This window comes from Kitasatospora sp. NPDC086801, from assembly GCF_044745805.1.
GTDB lineage: Bacteria > Actinomycetota > Actinomycetes > Streptomycetales > Streptomycetaceae > Kitasatospora.
This window is the reverse complement of record NZ_JBIVAX010000002.1, coordinates 325,825-343,970: the sequence shown is the minus strand read 5'-3', so window position 1 is coordinate 343,970 and position 18,146 is coordinate 325,825. Positions and strand designations below refer to the sequence as shown.

The window sequence follows — 18,146 nt, the reverse complement described above, 5'->3', positions numbered from 1 at the left end:
TCCTCGTGATCAAAGGCTGCGCGGCTCCGTGGGCTGCGAATCGCTGCTTCATTACGGATCAAACTCGCTAAAGAGATAGTAAAGGGGGCAAACTGGAAAGTCCGACCAAAGTGGTCGTTCTCACCCCGTGAGGACGGCCCGCCGACGCTCCGTAGACTGTGGTCGTGAGCGACAAGGCCGACCCGAACCCGTACACCCTCCGCCCCGCCGACGGCGACACCGGCGACGTCCTGCGCGATGTCGAGGTGGAACTCTCCAAGCGCTGGCCGGAGAACAAGCTGGAGCCCTCGCTCGACCGGATCGAGGCGCTGATGGACATCCTGGGCCAGCCCCAGCGGTCCTTCCCCTCCATCCACATCACCGGGACCAACGGCAAGACCTCCACCGCCCGGATGATCGAGCAGCTGCTCAACACCTTCGAACTGCGCACCGGCCGCTACACCAGCCCGCACGTGGAGAGCGTCACCGAGCGGATCACCCTGGACGGCGCCCCGATCACCCCCGAGCGCTTCGTCGAGGTCTACCGCGACATCGAGCCGTACGTGCAGATGGTCGACGCGGCGCAGCCGGTGCCGATGTCCTTCTTCGAGGTGCTGACCGGCATGGCCTACGCCGCTTTCGCCGACGCCCCCGTGGACGTCGCCGTGGTCGAGGTCGGCATGGGCGGTTCCTGGGATGCCACCAACGTCATCGACGCCGCCGTCGCCGTGATCACCCCGATCGGGCTGGACCACACCGACAAGCTCGGCGAGACCACCGGCGAGATCGCGGTCGAGAAGTCCGGGATCATCAAGTCCGGCGCCGTCGCCGTCGTCGCCCAGCAGCAGCTGGACGCCGCCCAGAACATCCTGCGGCGTGCCGTCGAGGTCGACGCCACGGTCGCCCGCGAGGGCATGGAGTTCGGCGTGATCCGCCGTGAGCTCGGCGTCGGCGGCCAGTTGGTGACGCTGCGCGGGCTCGGCGGCGAGGAGTACGAGGACGTCTTCATCCCGCTGCACGGCGAGCACCAGGCGCAGAACGCGGCGCTGGCGCTGGCCGCGGTCGAGGCCTTCTTCGGCGTCGGCGGCGCCCGCGGCGGGCAACTCGACGTGGACAAGGTCCGCCAGGGCTTCTCCGGCGTCTCCTCGCCGGGCCGCCTGGAGGTCGTCCGCCGCAGCCCCACGATCATCCTGGACGCCGCGCACAACCCGCACGGCGCCCGCGCCACCGTCGCCGCCCTCGGCGAGTCCTTCGGCTTCACCCGGCTCGTCGGCGTGATCGGCACCTCCGGGGACAAGGACGTGGCCGGCGTGCTGGAGGCCTTCGAGCCGATCCTCGCCGAGGTCGTGATCACCCAGAACTCCACCCACCGCGCGCTGGACGTCGACGAGCTGGCGGCGCTGGCCGTCGACATCTTCGGCGAGGACCGCGTCCAGGTCGAGCCCCGGCTCGACGATGCCATCGCCGCCGCCGTCACCCTCGCCGAGGAGGAGGGCGACCTCGGCGGCGCCGGGGTGCTGGTCACCGGTTCGGTCGTCACGGTGGGCGAGGCCCGCCTGCTGCTCGGGAGGAAGTGACATGAGGACGCTCTGTTCCTCGACCCTGATCGGCGAGGCGTTGTTGGCGATGTTCGCCGGGCTGGTCGCCATGCAGCTCTCCAGCGTCTCCACGGCCACGATCTGGATCGTCACCGGGATCGTCATGGCGCTCTGCATCGCGCTCTGCGGCATGATCAACCGCCCCGGCGCGGTGGCCGTCGGGTGGGCGCTGCAGATCGGCCTGATCGCCAGCGGCTTCATCCTGCCGACCATGTTCGGCCTCGGTGTGGTCTTCGCCGGCCTGTGGTGGTGCTCGGTGCACTACGGCCGCAAGGTGGACGAGTTCAAGGCCGCCCGGGCCGCCGCGGAGGCGGCTGCCGTACCGGTCTAGGGCCCGGACCGGCGGGCCGACACGCCGCACACGCAAGGTAATCTCTGCCGTGTCGGCTCCCGCCCGTCGGCCCGACTGTCTGCCGCACCGAATCCCCAGGAGACGCACCGTGTCCCAGCGCACTCTCGTCCTGCTCAAGCCCGACGCCGTCCAGCGCGGCCTGGCCGGCGAGATCATCAGCCGCATCGAGCGCAAGGCCGGCTGGCGGCTCACCGCCGTCGAACTGCGCACCTTCGACCGGGCGACGCTGGAGCAGCACTACGCGGAGCACGTCGGCCGCCCGTTCTACGAGCCGCTGCTGGAGTTCATGACCGCCGGCCCGTCGATCGCCATGATCGTCGAGGGTGAGGAGGTCGTCCGCGGCATCCGGATGCTGGCCGGTGCGACCAACCCGCTGGAGGCCGGGGCCGGCACCATCCGCGGCGACTACGCGACGATCACCCGCGAGAACCTGATCCACGCCTCGGACTCCCCGGAGTCGGCCGAGCGCGAGATCAAGATCTTCTTCCCGGCGCACGCCTGAGCCAGCCCGGGCGCCACGCCCGCGGGACCTTGGCACTGCCCCGGTCGGGACCATTGGCCCGGCCGGGGCACTTTTATCGTGAAATAAGCAACCACGGACGCCGACACGGCGTCCCAATGCCCGGAGAAGCGAACACGCTCCGGACAATGGACGGTATGCCCCGCATCGACGTCCGTACCGCGCCGCGTGACTACGATGGACGCGACTCAAGGGCCCGGTAAGGCAGCTCAGCTGGCTCCGCCCGAGCGTGGGCGCGCTCTCGTCCCACCCCCATGAACTCCGAGCCCGGGAAGGCAACCACACCCCATGGCGAGCAACCTGTCGTTCATCGGCCGCGACTTGGCGATCGACCTTGGAACTGCCAACACGCTGGTGTACGTCAGGGGCAAGGGGATCGTCCTCAACGAGCCGTCCGTCGTCGCGGTGAACACCAACACCGGCGGCATCCTGGCGGTCGGCGCCGAGGCGAAGAAGATGATCGGCCGGACCCCGGGCAACATCGTCGCGATCCGCCCGCTCAAGGACGGCGTGATCGCCGACTTCGAGATCACCGAGCGGATGCTCCGCTACTTCATCCTCAAGATCCACCGCCGCCGCTACCTCGCCCGCCCCCGGGTCGTGGTCTGCGTGCCCTCCGGCATCACCGGGGTCGAGCGCCGCGCCGTGATCGAGGCCTCCTCGCAGGCCGGCGCCCGCCAGGTGCACATCATCGAGGAGCCGATGGCCGCCGCCATCGGCGCCGGGCTGCCCGTCCACGAGGCCACCGGCAACATGGTCGTCGACATCGGCGGCGGCACCACCGAGGTCGCGGTCATCTCCCTCGGCGGCATCGTCACCGCCCAGTCCATCCGGGTGGCCGGCGACGAGCTGGACAACGCGATCGTCCAGCACATCAAGAAGGAGTACTCGCTGCTCCTCGGCGAACGCAGTGCCGAGCAGATCAAGATGAGCATCGGCAGCGCCTTCGGCATGGAGGGCGAGAAGGACGAGCACGCCGAGATCCGCGGCCGCGACCTGGTCAGCGGCCTGCCCAAGACCGTGGTCATCTCCGCCGCCGAGGTCCGCGAGGCCATCGACGAGCCGGTCAACTCGATCATCGACGCCGTGAAGACCACCCTCGACCAGTGCCCGCCCGAGCTGGCCGGCGACGTGATGGACCGCGGCATCGTGCTCACCGGCGGCGGCGCCCTGCTGCGCGGCCTCGACGAGCGGCTGCGCCGCGAGACCGGCATGCCGATCCACATCGCCGAGAACCCGCTCGACTCGGTCGCGCTCGGCTCCGGCAAGTGCGTCGAGGAGTTCGAGGCGCTCCAGCAGGTACTGGATGCCTCCCCGCGCCGTTAGCACATCCGAGACATCCGACACTCAACTGAACGGGCCGCCGCCCGGGCCCCACAGCCCGGGCGGCCGACCAGGTACGAAGGGGCAGTACCAGCACCGTGAGGGACACACGAGAGAGCCGGCTACTGCTCATCCTGCTGGTGGCCGTCGCCTTCGCACTCATCACCGTGGACATCAAGGGCGGTGAGAGCTCGCCCCTCGGCGGTGCCCGACACGCCGCCGCCAGCGTCCTCGGCCCGGTCGAGCGCGGCGCCGCCACCGTCGTCGACCCGGTCGCCGACACCGTCCGGGCCTTCCGCGACGCCGCCACCAACAACGGCCGCACCGACCAGCTCGCCCGCGAGAACGCCGAACTGCGGCAGAAGCTCGCCTCCTCCGACATGGCCTCCGGGCGCACCAAGCAGCTCGACGACCTGCTGCGCACCGCCGGCGCCGGCGGCTACACCGTCAAGGCCGCCCAGGTCATCGCGATCGGCCCGGCCCAGGGCTTCTCCTGGACCATCACCATCGACGCCGGCAGCGACGACGGCCTCACCCGCGACATGACGGTGATCAACGGTCAGGGCCTGGTCGGCCGGATCACCATCGTCGCCCCGACCACCGCGACCGTGCTGCTCGCCTCCGACCCCGGCTTCTCGGCCGGCACCCGGCTGGAGGCCACCGGCGAGATCGGCTTCGCCTCCGGCGGCGGCACCAGCCCGATGAAGGTCTCGCTGCTCAACGGCAAGGCCCAGGTCAAGGCCGGGGACCGGCTGGTCACCTTCGGCTCGCAGAGCGGCCGCCCGTTCGTGCCCGGCGTGCCGGTCGGCAAGGTCGTCGAGGTCGAGGCCACCCCGGGCCAGCTGACCAAGACCATCCTGGTCGAGCCCTTCGTCCAGTTCACCCGGCTGGACCTGGTCGGCGTGGTGGTCGTGCCGCCGCGCACCGACCCGCGCGACGGCGTCCTGCCGCCGGCCCCCGCCCAGGGACAGGGCCAGGCCCCGGCCGCTCCCGCCCAGACCCCGACCGCGCCCGCCGCCCCGCCCGCCAAGCCCACTGGGGGGAACTGAGCCATGCGCCTCGCCCGCATCCCCGTCTCCGCCGCCCTGATCCTGCTCGGCCTGATCCTCCAGGTCAGCGTCTTCGGCCGGCTCCAGCTCCCGGGGGCCACCCCGGACATACTGCTGCTCGTCGTGGTCGGCCTGGCCATGGTCTACGGGCCGTCCGGCGGCTGCGCGGTCGGTTTCTCGGCCGGCCTGCTGGCCGACCTCGCGCCGCCCTCCGACCACGCGATCGGCCGCTACGCGCTGGTGCTCTGCCTGATGGGCTACGCCGCCGGGCTGCTGCGCCCGGAGCACGGCCGCCAGCGGTCGGTGTCCAGCGCGCTGGTGGTGGTGGGCGCCGCGGCGGTCGCCTCCACCCTGCTGTACGCGATGGTCGGCGCCCTGGTCGGCGACACCGCGGCCCGACACGTCGGCCTCGGCGGCCTGGTGGTCAGCGCCCTGCTGTACGACGTGCTGCTGGCGCCGTTCGTGGTGCCGCTGGTGATGCTGGTCGGCCGCCGCTTCGGGCGCGACCCGGTGACCGCCAGCGACGACGACGAGGGCGGTCCCGGTCTGGGCGCGCTGGCCCGCTACCGCACCACGCGTGAGGTCTCGGCCGGCCCGTCCTACAAGAAGCGGCGCGTGCCCGGCTTCGCCCGGCGCCCGTAACCGGCCCGGCCGCCCTGACCGGCCCGGCCCCCGACCTCCCGACTTCCCGCATCCTGGAGCGCACGAGACGTGAGCAACATCCCCGAGACCGGCCGTACCCGGCGGGTGACGATCCGTCTGGTGGTGCTGCAGATCCTGGTCCTGTCGCTGCTCGCCACCCTCGGCGGGCGGCTGTGGTACCTGCAGATCCGCAACGCCAGCGTCTACACCGCCAAGGCGACCGGCAACCACATCCGCGAGGTGGTCGAACCGGCCGTCCGCGGCGAGATCCTGGACGCCTCCGGGCGGATCCTGGCCGGCAACGAGGCCCGGCTGGTGGTCTCGGTCAGCCGCACCTCGCTGTTGCAGCAGAGGGACGGCGGCAAGGCGGTGCTCGGCCGGCTGGCCGACGTGCTGGGGATGCCGGCCAAGGACGTGCAGGAGAAGGTCCGGCTCTGCGACGCCAAGACCCCGCAGCCCTGCTGGAACGGCTCGCCCTACCAGCCGATCCCGGTCACCAAGGAGGCGACCACCCAGCAGGCGATGCAGATAATGGAGCGCCGCGAGGACTTCCCCGGGGTCACCGCGCAGCCCACCGCCGTGCGCCGCTACACCGGTGCCGAGGGCGCCAACATGGCCCAGGTGCTCGGCTACCTCTCGCCGGTCACCGACGAGGAGGTCAGCAAGACCGCCTCCAAGACCGGCCTGGACCGCTACCTGCCGGCCGACCAGATCGGCCGGGCCGGCCTGGAATCGGTGTACGACCGCGACCTGCGCGGCACCGCCGGCATCACCCAGCTGGAGGTGGACAACCTCGGCCGGGTGATCGGCACCGCCGGCGCCGCCGCCCCGCAGACCGGCAACAACCTGGTCACCAGCATCGACGCGCGGGTGCAGAAGGTGGTCGAGGACAACCTGGCGCAGGCCATGGCCGACGCCCGGAAGACCTTCGACAAGATCACCAACCGCAACTACGAGGCCGACTCCGGTGCCGCCGTGGTGATGGACGTCCACACCGGGCGGATCGTCGCGATGGCCAGCGCGCCGACCTACGACCCCAACCTCTGGGTGGGCGGCATCACCGGCAAGGACTACCAGTCGCTGACCAGCAAGGACTCCAACTTCCCGCTGCTGAACCGGGCCATACAGGGTCAGTCAGCCCCCGGCTCGACCTTCAAGGTCGTCTCCACCACCGCCGCCGTGGAGGCCGGCTACTCGCTGGACGGGACGTACGCGTGCCCGAAGGCCATGACCATCGGCGGCCGCGAGTTCAAGAACTTCGAGAGCGAGAACTTCGGCTCCATCTCCCTGGAGAAGGCGCTGGAGGTCTCCTGCGACACCGTCTTCTACGGCCTGGCGTACGACCAGTGGATGAAGGACGGCGGCATCAAGCCGAAGAAGGAGCCGGGCGACTGGTTCTTCAAGACCGCCCACCAGTTCGGCCTCGGGGCCAAGACCGGCATCGACCTGCCCAGCGAGGTCACCGGCCGGGTGCCGGACCGGCAGTGGAAGCAGTCCTTCTACGACAACAACAAGGACGCCTGGTGCGCGCAGGCGCAGAAGGGCGGCACCAGCTTCTCCGACCAGATCGCCAAGGAGAACTGCGTCGACGGCTACCAGATGCGCGCCGGTGACGCCGTCAACTTCGCGATCGGCCAGGGCGACACGCTCGTCACTCCGGTCCAGATGGCCCGGATCTACTCGGCGCTGGCCAACGGCGGCACCTTCTACCGGCCGACCATCGCCAAGGCGGTGATAAGCCCGAGCGGGGACCTCGTCCGCGAGATCGCCCCGCACGAGGACGGCAAGTTCCCCGGCAGCCAGAAGCTGCTGAGCTACATCGACCAGGCCACCGCGGGCGTCATCACCGGCGGCACCGCCGCCTGGAAGTTCTCCGGCGCCGGCTGGCCGCAGAACAAGATCGAGCTGCACGCCAAGACCGGCACCGCCGAGGTCGAGGGCAAGCAGACCACCTCCTGGCTGACCACGTACAGCAAGGACTACGCGGTCGTCATGACGATAAGCCAGGGCGGCACCGGCTCCGGCGGCTCCGGCGACGCGATCCGCCGGATCTACCAGGCGCTGTACGGCGTCGACGACAAGGGCAACATCGACAACGGCAAGGCGCTGCTGCCCGTGCCGCAGGCCGAGCTGCCGAAGTTCAACCCGGACGGCACCGCGATCGTCAAGCCGGCCGCCTACACCGTCGACCCGGCGCAGGCCGCCGCGGCCCCGGCCCTCCTGGCGCCGCTGGACCAGGCACAGGGCGTGCCCGGCCCGGCGCCGGCCTTCCTGGACCCGGCGCCGGCCTTCCTGGACCCGGGGTCAGCCTTCCTGGACCCGGCGCCGACCTTCCTGGACCCGGCGCAGCCGAACGACCGGCCCGCCCTGGGCACCGCGGCCGACGCCGCGCTGGAACCGAACCGCGGCCCGGGAAGGGGGCGGGCATGACCTCCTACGGCTCCTACCGGCAGCTGCGGCTGAGCCCGCAACGCAGCGGGGTCTCCAAGGCCCTGGCCAAGGACTCCCCGCTGTGGCGGCTGGACTGGATACTGCTGCTCGCCGCGCTGGCCCTGTCGCTCGGCAGCTCCCTGCTGGTCTGGTCGGCCACCCGCGGCCGGGACTCGCTCACCCACGGTGACCCGCAGTACTTCCTGTACCGGCACCTGACCAACCTGGTCGTCGGGCTGGTGCTGTGCTCGGTGGTGATAGGGATAGGGAGCCGGCGCTTCCGCACCCTCGTGCCGTTCCTGTACGTCGGCGTGATCCTGATGCTGCTCGCCACGCTCAGCCCGCTGGGCTCGACCATCAACGGCGCGCACTCCTGGATCCAGCTGGGCGGCGGCTTCTCCATCCAGCCCGCCGAGTTCGCGAAGCTGGCGATCGTGTTGGCGATGGCGGTCGTGCTGTCGGACCAGGTGGACGCGGGGGAGCGGGAGTACCCCTCGCACCGGGCGGTGTTCCGCGGCCTGGTCTGGGCCTTCCTGCCGATGTGCGTCGTGCTGCTGATGCCGGACGCCGGTTCGGTGATGGTGATGGCCGCGATCGTGCTGGGCATCCTGCTCGGCTCGGGGGCGGCCAACCGCTGGGTGCTCGGGCTGCTGGTGGCGGGCGCCGGCGGGTGCGTGGCGATCTGGAAGCTCGGGGTGCTGAGCAAGTACCAGATCGACCGCTTCGCGGCCTTCGCCAACCCGCAGCTGGACCCCTCCGGCGTCGGCTACAACACCGCGCAGGCCCGGATCGCGATCGGCTCGGGCGGGCTGACCGGCAAGGGGCTGTTCCACGGGACGCAGACCACCGGGCAGTTCGTGCCGGAGCAGCAGACCGACTTCGTGTTCACGGTGGCCGGTGAGGAGTTGGGCTTCGTCGGGGCGCTGGCGATCATCCTGCTGGTCGGCGTGGTGCTGTGGCGGGCCTGCCGGATCGCCCGGCAGGCGACCGACCTGTACGGGACGATCGTGGCCGCGGGGGTCATCGCCTGGTTCTCCTTCCAGGCCTTCGAGAACATCGGGATGTGCCTGGGCATCATGCCGGTGGCGGGCATCCCGCTGCCGTTCGTCTCCTACGGCGGGTCGTCGATGTTCGCGGTCTGGATCGCGATCGGGCTGCTCCAGGCGGTCCGCAGTCAGCGGCCGATAGCGGCCTGAGCCGACCGTCCGCCCGCCGAGGGCCGACCCGAGAACCTCTCGGGTCGGCCCTCGGCGTTTCTCAACTGGGCGCAGTGGGAGGGTTGTTGGCCTGGATTGTTGGCGCGGGTTGTGGGCCTCGGTCCTGGTCAGCGCAGGCAGTCGGCGGCGGTGAGTGCCGCGCGGACCTGGTGGGTCAGCTGCTCCTGGACCGGCACCCAGCGGGCGCCGAAGCGGTGGTGCAACTGGTCCAGGCTCTCGGTGACGATGCCGCGGGCCCGGACCCGGGCCGCCTCCACGGCCGGACCGCCGGTGTCCGCCAGCAGCCGCAGCACCGTCGACGCCACCCGCAGCGGGATCCGGGCCGCGACGATCCCGGCGGTGGTCACCCGGGACACCGTGAGCGGCTCGGCGCACCAGCGGGCCAGCCACTCGTCCGCCACCGACGGGCAGAACTCCAGGGTGAACCCGGCCGCGCGCACCAGCGCGCCGTGCGCCGCCCGGAGGTGCGCGGGCACGTGGGCCAGCAGCCCGGAGAGCTCCTCGGCGCGCTCGCGCAGCGTCCGGGCCGCGGCGCCGACCACCCGGTCCACCGCCGGGTGCGGACGGCCGTCGCCGACCGCGTCCACGGCCCACATCGGCACCTCCAGCACGGCCGTCACCCCGCCGTGGCGGCCGGCGTACGACCAGGTGGACAGCTCCGGCTCGTCCGGCAGCGCCCGCGACCGGCCGGCGCCGTCCGCCGAGGGCATCAGGTAGGTGCCGGGGGAGGGGCTGGCCCAGCCGACCGCGTCGAAGGGGTCGACGTCCAGCGGGATGCCGGTGCGGCGCACCGAGGCGGCGAAGAGCTCGGGCAGCCCGGCCACCGGGGCGGTCAGCTGGATGAAGGCGCCGCCGAAGTCCACGCCGTGCAGCGAGCACTGCAGGAACGGGCGCAGTTCGTCGATCAGGCCGGTCAGCGCCAGGCTCTCCGGCATCGGGGGCCGGCCCGTGTCGGCGGCCGGCAGCAGTTCGGGCTGCTCCTCGAACGAGGGGCGGAAGAAGTGTTCGTAGTGCCGGCGCATGGTGAGCGGCCCGTCCAGCCAGCCCGCGTTGAGCGCGGCGCCGTCCGGGTCCAGGCAGAGCAGCAGGTGCCAGGACAGGCCGGGCCGGGTGGGGCGCGCCAGCAGCACCTCGGCCAGCCGCAGGGCGCCGGCCGTGCCGATCGGCTCGTTGGGGTGCGGGCCGCCGACGACCAGTACCGTGCGCGGGCCCCGGTCGACGGACAGCAGCAGCAGCGGGCGCCCGGCCCGGGAACGGCCCACCTCGCGCAGCCGGCACCGCTCCGGGTGGCGCAGCGCGAGCCGCCGGGCCGCGGCCTCGGCCTGGGCCGGCGCGGGGTAGCGGGCCGGCCGGCTGCCGAGGGGCCGGGGCGGGCGGACCCGCCGGTCGGTGTCGGTCATGGCTCTCCTAGGGCGTGTCCGCGGCCGCCTGGCGTCGTCGGGCCGCCGGGGCGCGCGGGGGCGCCGCCGGACGCGGCCTGCGGGGCCCCCGCGCGCCGGGGACGGGTCGCCGGGGGGAGGAGTCGGCGAGGGTTGAGCGTACGGCCCAACTCCCTTGCCCGGAAGGGGTGCAGAGGTCTCTGGCGGGGCCCTGTCAGTACCGCACGGGCGGTCCGGGCATGTCAACGGCGGACGGCGCCGGGCGGCGGGCGCGCACTGCGCGTGCCGGGGCGGGTCGGGCCGGAGCGGTCGCGCCGGAGCGCGGGCGGGTTCCTGGGCAGGGCGGCGGTGAGCCCGGAGGTGAGCCAGCGGGCCGTTCCCCGGATTGGGCTACCCTTGAGGGTCACCCCTCCCCGCCGTCGCCTGCCGATGCGCGCGGCACCGAATCACGTCGTAAGGGTTCCTAGTACATGACTGTCGAATCGGTCTTCCCACGCCTGGAGGCCCTCCTCCCGCACGTCCAGAAGCCGATCCAGTACGTCGGCGGCGAGCTCAACTCGACCGTCAAGGACTGGGACGCCTGCGACGTCCGCTGGGCGTTGATGTACCCCGACGCCTACGAGGTCGGCCTGCCCAACCAGGGCGTCATGATCCTCTACGAGGTGCTCAACGAGCGTGAGGGCGTGCTGGCCGAGCGCACCTACAGCGTCTGGCCGGACCTCGAGGCGCTGATGCGCGAGCACGACGTCCCGCAGTTCACCGTGGACGCACACCGCCCGGTGAAGGCCTTCGACGTGTTCGGCCTGTCGTTCTCCACCGAGCTCGGCTACACCAACATGCTGACCGCGCTCGACCTGGCCGGCATCCCGCTGGAGGCCAAGGACCGCACCGACGAGGACCCGATCGTCCTGGCCGGCGGCCACGCCGCGTTCAACCCCGAGCCGATCGCGGACTTCATCGACTGCGCGGTGGTCGGCGACGGCGAGCAGGCCGTGCTCGACATCACCGAGCTCGTCCGCGGCTGGAAGGCCGAGGGCCGCCCGGGCGGCCGCGACGAGCTGCTGCTGCGCCTCGCCCGTACCGGCGGGGTGTACGTGCCGAAGTTCTACGACGTGGAGTACCTGGCCGACGGCCGGATCGGCCGCGTCGTGCCGAACGCCCCGGGCGTGCCGTGGCGGGTGTCCAAGCACACCGTGATGGACCTCGACGAGTGGCCCTACCCGAAGCAGCCGCTCGTCCCGCTCGCGGAGACCGTGCACGAGCGGATGTCCGTGGAGATCTTCCGCGGCTGCACCCGCGGCTGCCGCTTCTGCCAAGCCGGCATGATCACGCGCCCCGTGCGGGAGCGAAGCATCACCGGCATCGGCGAGATGGTGGAGCGCGGGCTGAAGGCGACCGGTTTCGAGGAGGTGGGCCTGCTGTCGCTGTCCAGCGCCGACCACACCGAGATCGGGGACATCGCCAAGGGCCTGGCCGACCGCTACAGCGACGACAAGATCGGCCTGTCGCTGCCGTCCACCCGCGTCGACGCCTTCAACATCGACCTCGCCAACGAGCTGTCCCGCAACGGCCGCCGCTCGGGCCTCACCTTCGCCCCCGAGGGCGGCAGTGAGCGCATGCGCAAGGTGATCAACAAGATGGTGTCGGAGGAGGACCTGATCCGCACCGTCGCCACCGCCTACGGCAACGGCTGGCGCCAGGTGAAGCTGTACTTCATGTGCGGCCTGCCCACCGAGACCGACGAGGACGTGCTCCAGATCGGCGAGATGGCGAAGAACGTCATCCAGAAGGGCCGCGAGGTCACCGGCCAGAACGACATCCGCTGCACCGTCTCCATCGGCGGGTTCGTGCCCAAGCCGCACACCCCGTTCCAGTGGGCCCCGCAGCTGTCCGCCGAGGCCACCGACGCCCGGCTGGCCAAGCTGCGCGACTCGATCCGCGGCGACCGCAAGTACGGCAAGAACATCGGCTACCGCTACCACGACGGCAAGCCCGGCATCGTCGAGGGCCTGTTGTCCCGCGGCGACCGCCGCATCGGCGCCGTCATCCGCGCCGTCTACGAGGACGGCGGCCGCTTCGACGGCTGGCGCGAGCACTTCTCCTACGACCGCTGGATGGCCTCCGCCGAGAAGGGCCTGGCCGGCACCGGCGTCGACGTCGACTGGTACACCACCCGCGAGCGCACCTACGAGGAGGTGCTGCCCTGGGACCACCTGGACAGCGGCCTCGACAAGGACTGGCTCTGGGAGGACTGGCAGGACGCCCTGGAGGAGGTCGAGGTCGACGACTGCCGTTGGACCCCGTGCTTCGACTGCGGCGTGTGCCCGCAGATGGACCTCCAGATCCAGATCGGCCCCACGGGGAAGAAGCTGCTGCCGCTGAGCGTCGTCGGCAAGTAGTCCTTCAGCGCGCCTCGCCCCCCGGTCGGACCGTTCCGGCCGGGGGTGTCGGTGCGCGGCTGACCAGGGGCGGAACGAGGGGGGTGGCGGGGCGCGTACCCTTTGAGGTGACAGAGTCCGGACAGCGGCGGCAGCCGTCGCGCCGGACGGGGACAACTGACTAAGGACTGAGCGACCCTGGCACGCCGTACGCCCGACGGTCCCCCGCCCGCGCCGACGGTGCAGCGGATCCGTCTCCGCTACACCAAGCGCGGCCGGCTCCGCTTCACCAGCCACCGTGACTTCCAGCGCGCCTTCGAGCGCGCCCTGCGCCGGTCCGCCGTGCCGATGGCCTACTCGGCCGGCTTCACCCCGCACCCGAAGGTGTCCTACGCCAACGCGGCCCCGACCGGGGTGGCGAGCGAGGCGGAATACCTGGAGATCGGCCTGGCCGCCCTCCGCGACCCGGAGGAACTGCGGGCGCAGCTGGACGAGTCGCTGCCGACCGGCCTGGACGTGATCGACGCGGTCGAGGTCCGGACGCCGAACTTCGTGGAGCGCCTGGAGGCCTCCGAATGGCTGCTCCGGCTCGACGGCGTCGAGCCGCAGGAGGCCGCCCGCGCGGTCGCGGTGTTCCTCGCCGCGGAGCGGGTCGAGGTCGAACGCCTGACCAAGAACGGCGTACGGGTCTTCGACGCGCGCGGTCCGGTGGCGGCGCTCGAGCTCGTCGCGCCGCAGGTCGTCGACGGTGCGGACACGGTGGCCGAAGCGGACCGCGATGTTCGGACCGGCCGTCCCTGTGCGATACTGCGGCTGGTAGTACGACACGCCACACCCGCCGTACGACCCGACGACGTATTGTCCGGTCTCCGTGTGACGGCCGACCTGGCGCCGCCGGTCCCCGCAGAGGTGACCAGGCTGGCGCAGGGGCCGCTCGACGAGGAGTCCGGCACGGTGACCGACCCGCTGGCGCTCGACCGCGTCGCGGCCCCGGCCGGCTGACAGCCGCCGGGGTGCGCGGGGCCGCGTCCGCCTGACGGGCGGAGGCCGGGCCCAGTGCCTCACTGGGCCCGACGGTCCTCCAGGTTCCCGCGGCTCCCCAGGGGAGCGAGCGTCGTCGCAGCACAGCCGGCCACCTGAGGCCCGCCGACCAGGACGGTCGATGGGCCCGGGAACCCCGTCCGGGAGCCACCCGGGGTTGGGGAACGGCGCAGCTTGGGAAAACCTCAGAAGACTGGTCAGACCAGAAGACTTTCGACACCCCGCCGAGCGGCGGGGCGCCGAGCGAGACTACGAGCCCCTGTGCGGCCTCGCGTCCGCGCGGCGGCACCGTGAAAGGGTCCGGCCCGAGCATCGTCGCGATGCCGGCCGGCCACGGGTGCCGTGCCGTGCCCGGATGTGGAGCCCGGGGGCCTGACGGGAGATCCACCCGCATGCTCGATAACACCGATCCGCAGCAGAACGCGGCGACGGAACAGAACGAAACCGCCCCGACCGGCGGTGAGGGCGCCGCCGCGGCGCCGCCGCGCCGCCGTCGCCGTGCGGTGTCCCGCCCGGCGGGCACCCCGCAGGGCGCGGCCGCCGAGGCGGCCGAGACGGTCGTCCCGGCCGAGGCGCCCGTCGCCGAGGCGCAGGCCGCACCGGCCGTCGAGCCGGTGGCCGAGAAGCCGGTCCGGGCCCGCCGGACCCGCAAGCGTGCCGAGGCGCCCGCCGGAACGCCGGAGGCGACCCCGGTCGTGATCACCGAGCCGGCCGCCGCCGAGGCGCCCGCCGTCGAGAAGACCACCGCGAAGACCGCCGCGAAGGCGACCGCGAAGACGGTCGAGAAGGCCGCCGAGCCGGCCGCCGAGAAGGACGAGAAGGCGGAGAAGCCCGCCCGGGCCCGTCGCACCCGCAAGCGCGCCGAGGCGCCCGCCGGGGCGCCGGCCGCCGCCGAGACCCCGGCTGAGGCGCCCGCCGCCGCGGCCCCGGTCGTCGAGGCCCCCGCCGCCGAGCCGGTCGCCGAGGAGGCCCCCGCCGCACCGGCCCGCCGGGCCCGTCGCCGCCGGGTGGTCGAGGCCGCGCCGGTCGTCGAGACCCCGGTCGAGGAGCCCGCCGTCGCGGAGGAGCCCGCCGAGGAGGAGCCGGTCGAGGAGGCCGTGGCCGTCCAGCCCGCGCCGGCCGTCCAGCCGGAGCCGGCCGCCGAGCCGACCCACCGGGTGCGCCGTCGCGCGGTCCGCCCGTCCACCGCGATCTTCCAGGCTCCGGTGTTCCAGGAGCCGGCCCCCTTCGTCGCCCCCGCCGCGCAGCCGCAGCCGCAGGCGCAGCAGCAGCCCGCCGCCGCCCCGGCGCCGGTCGAGGCTCCGGCCGCCGCCGAGCGAGAGGAGGAGGAGTTCGAGTACAGCGGTGTCGGCCGCCGCCGCCGGGTGCGCACCTCGGTGCGGGTGCAGCCGCCGAGCCGTTCGAGGGCTGCCGAGAAGGCGAAGGCCGTCGAGAAGGCCGAGAAGGCCGAGAAGACCAGGGCCGTCGAGAAGGCCAAGGTCGTCGAGAAGGCGAAGGCGGTCCAGAAGGTCGTCGAGGTGCCGGTCGAGGCGCCCGTCGTTGAGGCCCCCGTCGCCGGTCCGGAGACCGAGGGCGAGTGGGAGGACGACGGTCGTCCGTCGCGCCGTCGCCGTCGGGGCGGCCGCCGTCGTCGCCGTGGCGAGGCCGAGGAGTTCGAGGCCGAGGCCGTCGAGACCGGGCAGTCCGTCGTCGAGGAGCCGGCCGCGGACGTCGAGGAGGACGTCGAGGACGACGACGACCTGGCCGCCGGCCTGTCCTCGTCGCGCCGTCGTCGCCGTCGTCGCCGCCGCAGCGGTGAGGCCGGTGCCGTCGAGACCGCCGAGACCACCGAGGACGGTGTCCGCACGGTGGTGAAGGTGCGCGAGCCGCGCCGTCGTTCCACCGAGCCGTCCTTCGACCCGGACGAGGTGCAGTCCATCAAGGGCTCGACCCGTCTGGAGGCGAAGAAGCAGCGCCGCCGCGAGGGCCGCGAGCTGGGCCGCCGCCGGGTGCCGATCATCACCGAGGCCGAGTTCCTGGCCCGCCGCGAGTCGGTCGAGCGCGTCATGGTGGTGCGCCAGAACGGCCTGCGGACCCAGATCGGCGTCCTTGAGGACGGCGTGCTGGTCGAGCACTACGTCAACAAGGAGCAGGCCACCTCGTACGTCGGCAACGTCTACCTGGGCAAGGTCCAGAACGTGCTGCCGTCGATGGAGGCCGCCTTCGTCGACATCGGCAAGGGCCGCAACGCCGTGCTGTACGCCGGCGAGGTCAACTTCGGTGCGCTGGGCCACGGCGGCCCGCGCCGGATCGAGTCGGTGCTGAAGTCCGGCCAGTCCGTGCTGGTGCAGGTCTCCAAGGACCCGATCGGCCACAAGGGCGCCCGCCTGACCAGCCAGATCTCGCTGCCCGGCCGCTACCTGGTGTACGTGCCCGAGGGCTCGATGACCGGCATCTCGCGCAAGCTCCCCGAGAACGAGCGCGCCCGGCTGAAGCAGATCCTCAAGAAGATCGTCCCGGACGACGCGGGCGTCATCGTGCGCACCGCCGCCGAGGGCGCCTCCGAGGAGGAGCTGACCCGCGACGTCCAGCGGCTGCAGCAGCAGTGGGAGGACATCCAGAAGAAGGCCGCGACCGGCAACGCCCCCGCGCTGCTGTACGGCGAGCCGGACATGACCGTCCGGGTCGTCCGCGACATCTTCAACGAGGACTTCACCAAGGTCATCGTCTCCGGCGACGAGGCGTGGAGCACCATCCACGACTACGTCTCCAACGTGGCCCCGGACCTCGCCGGGCGGCTCCAGCGGTGGACCTCCGAGGTGGACGTGTTCGCCACCTACCGGATCGACGAGCAGCTGATGAAGGCGCTGGACCGCAAGGTCTGGCTGCCCAGCGGCGGGTCGCTGGTGATCGACCGCACCGAGGCGATGGTCGTCATCGACGTCAACACCGGGAAGTTCGTCGGTCAGGGCGGCAACCTGGAGGAGACGGTCACCCGCAACAACATCGAGGCGGCCGAGGAGATCGTGCGCCAGCTGCGGCTGCGCGACCTCGGCGGCATCATCGTGATCGACTTCATCGACATGGTGCTGGAGTCCAACCGGGACCTGGTGCTGCGCCGCCTGCTGGAGTGCCTGGGCCGGGACCGGACCAAGCACCAGGTGGCGGAGGTCACCTCGCTGGGCCTGGTCCAGATGACCCGCAAGCGGGTCGGCCAGGGCCTGCTGGAGTCCTTCTCCGAGCCGTGCGTGCACTGCAACGGCCGCGGCGTGATCGTCCACATGGAGCAGCCGAGCGCCCACGTCCACACCCCGGCTGTGTCGGCCGAGGCGGCCGCGGGCAGCAGCAAGCGCCGCCGCCGGGGCAAGGGCGGGGCGGCCGCCGAGGAGCCGCAGGCCGTCGAGGCCGCGGTGGCCGAGGTGGCCGAGGTGGTCGTCGAGGCCGAGCCGGTGCGCGAGGAGATCGAGGGCCAGCTGGCCCTGGAGGTCCCGGGCGTCGAGGCGGAGTCCGTCGAGGAGGCCCCGGCCGCCCAGCCGGACCTGGTCGAGATCCCCGCCGCCCCGGCGGCCCCGGCCGGCCGCACCCGCCGCCGCGCGGTCCGCAAGGCGACGGCTCCGGCCGGTGCGCCGGGCGAGGCCGAGATCGTGGTGCTCCAGGCGCGGGCCGACGCGGCGCTGGAGGCGGCCCTGGAGGCCGCCGCCCCGGCCGCCCCGGCCGTGGTGGCTCCCGAGGCCGTCGAGGCCGCGGAGGCCGTCGTCGAGGCGCCCGCGGAGGAGACCCCGGCCGTCGAGGCCCCGGCGGAGGAGGCCCCGGCGGAGGAGGCCTCGGCCACCGAGGCCGCGGCCGAGGAACCGCCCGCGGAGGAGGCTCCGGCGCCCAAGAAGCGGGCCGCCCGCAAGACCGCCGCGAAGAAGACCGCCGCCAAGAAGACGACCACGGCGGCCAAGAAGACCACCGCCCGCAAGACCGCGACCAAGCGGACGAGCGCGGCGGCCAAGAAGGCGGCGGCCGCCGACGGTGATACGGCGGCCGAGTAGTGCCCACGCGCCCGGGGCGGGACCCTTCCCGCCCCGGGCCGTACGGGCCGGTTTGCCCCCCGGGCGGCCGGTCCGTATTCTTGACCCTCGGCGTGTCTACGCCACACGCTCCCGAGCACATCACCTTCCCGAAGCGCCGCGTTCGCGCGGCAGCGGGCGGGGAGAGGCCCCTGTGTCCGTACCCAGGTGGCTGGCGTCGGGAGTTCCGACCGAGTAAGGAAA

General features: G+C 72.7%; 12 protein-coding genes. 11 read left to right on the top strand and 1 reads right to left on the bottom strand.

Going from position 1 to position 18,146, the window contains the following annotated elements; translation table 11 throughout:
- Window positions 1–164 precede the first annotated feature (164 nt).
- The 8 genes from ACIPLC_RS04940 to rodA all read left to right on the top strand — a co-directional run bounded on the left by ACIPLC_RS04940 (window position 165) and on the right by rodA (window position 9,089).
- Complete coding sequence (locus ACIPLC_RS04940; protein WP_400471153.1) at window positions 165–1,556, top strand: bifunctional folylpolyglutamate synthase/dihydrofolate synthase; 1,392 nt, start codon at window positions 165–167, stop codon at window positions 1,554–1,556.
- Between the two features lies 1 nt (window position 1,557).
- Window positions 1,558–1,908 (top strand): DUF4233 domain-containing protein, encoded by a 351-nt coding sequence (locus ACIPLC_RS04935; RefSeq protein ID WP_400471151.1) that lies wholly within the window; start codon window positions 1,558–1,560, stop codon window positions 1,906–1,908.
- Between the two features lie 109 nt (window positions 1,909–2,017).
- Window positions 2,018–2,431: a nucleoside-diphosphate kinase gene (gene ndk, locus ACIPLC_RS04930; protein WP_400471149.1), complete on the top strand. Its 414-nt coding sequence runs from the start codon at window positions 2,018–2,020 to the stop codon at window positions 2,429–2,431.
- Between the two features lie 318 nt (window positions 2,432–2,749).
- Complete coding sequence (locus tag ACIPLC_RS04925) at window positions 2,750–3,775, top strand: rod shape-determining protein (RefSeq protein ID WP_400471247.1); 1,026 nt, start codon at window positions 2,750–2,752, stop codon at window positions 3,773–3,775.
- A gap of 95 nt (window positions 3,776–3,870) precedes the next feature.
- Window positions 3,871–4,821, top strand: coding sequence for a rod shape-determining protein MreC (gene mreC, locus ACIPLC_RS04920; RefSeq protein WP_400471147.1), 951 nt, complete (start codon window positions 3,871–3,873; stop codon window positions 4,819–4,821).
- Between the two features lie 3 nt (window positions 4,822–4,824).
- The gene (gene mreD / locus ACIPLC_RS04915) at window positions 4,825–5,463 is read left to right on the top strand and encodes a rod shape-determining protein MreD (protein WP_400471146.1); all 639 of its coding nucleotides are present in this window, start codon (window positions 4,825–4,827) and stop codon (window positions 5,461–5,463) included.
- 69 nt (window positions 5,464–5,532) lie between these two features.
- Window positions 5,533–7,893, top strand: coding sequence for a penicillin-binding protein 2 (gene mrdA / locus ACIPLC_RS04910; RefSeq protein WP_400471144.1), 2,361 nt, complete (start codon window positions 5,533–5,535; stop codon window positions 7,891–7,893).
- A complete protein-coding gene (gene rodA / locus ACIPLC_RS04905) occupies window positions 7,890–9,089 on the top strand; it encodes a rod shape-determining protein RodA (RefSeq protein WP_400471142.1) in 1,200 nt (399 codons plus the stop codon). Before mrdA ends, rodA begins: the two co-directional genes overlap by 4 nt.
- Before the next feature lie 128 nt (window positions 9,090–9,217).
- Here the strand turns inward: rodA and ACIPLC_RS04900 are convergent, their stop codons facing one another.
- Window positions 9,218–10,510: a M14 family zinc carboxypeptidase gene (locus tag ACIPLC_RS04900; RefSeq protein ID WP_400471140.1), complete on the bottom strand. Its 1,293-nt coding sequence runs from the start codon at window positions 10,508–10,510 to the stop codon at window positions 9,218–9,220.
- A gap of 449 nt (window positions 10,511–10,959) precedes the next feature.
- Between ACIPLC_RS04900 and ACIPLC_RS04895 the strand changes: the two genes are divergently transcribed.
- From ACIPLC_RS04895 to ACIPLC_RS04885, 3 genes are all read left to right on the top strand, one after another.
- Complete coding sequence (locus ACIPLC_RS04895; protein WP_400471138.1) at window positions 10,960–12,888, top strand: TIGR03960 family B12-binding radical SAM protein; 1,929 nt, start codon at window positions 10,960–10,962, stop codon at window positions 12,886–12,888.
- 219 nt (window positions 12,889–13,107) lie between these two features.
- Window positions 13,108–13,869, top strand: a complete 762-nt coding sequence (locus tag ACIPLC_RS04890; protein ID WP_400471136.1) for a TIGR03936 family radical SAM-associated protein — start codon at window positions 13,108–13,110, stop codon at window positions 13,867–13,869.
- 431 nt (window positions 13,870–14,300) lie between these two features.
- Complete coding sequence (locus tag ACIPLC_RS04885; RefSeq protein ID WP_400471134.1) at window positions 14,301–17,924, top strand: ribonuclease E/G; 3,624 nt, start codon at window positions 14,301–14,303, stop codon at window positions 17,922–17,924.
- Window positions 17,925–18,146: the final 222 nt, after the last annotated feature.

Excerpts from the sequence above, each read along its gene's own strand:
- ACIPLC_RS04885 (WP_400471134.1), top strand. The coding sequence starts at position 14,301 with ATGCTCGATAACACCGATCCGCAGCAGAACGCGGCGACGGAACAGAAC.
- ACIPLC_RS04895 (WP_400471138.1), top strand. The coding sequence starts at position 10,960 with ATGACTGTCGAATCGGTCTTCCCACGCCTGGAGGCCCTCCTCCCGCAC.
- mreD (WP_400471146.1), top strand. The coding sequence starts at position 4,825 with ATGCGCCTCGCCCGCATCCCCGTCTCCGCCGCCCTGATCCTGCTCGGC.
- ACIPLC_RS04900 (WP_400471140.1), bottom strand. The coding sequence starts at position 10,510 with ATGACCGACACCGACCGGCGGGTCCGCCCGCCCCGGCCCCTCGGCAGC.
- ACIPLC_RS04935 (WP_400471151.1), top strand. The coding sequence starts at position 1,558 with ATGAGGACGCTCTGTTCCTCGACCCTGATCGGCGAGGCGTTGTTGGCG.
- rodA (WP_400471142.1), top strand. The coding sequence starts at position 7,890 with ATGACCTCCTACGGCTCCTACCGGCAGCTGCGGCTGAGCCCGCAACGC.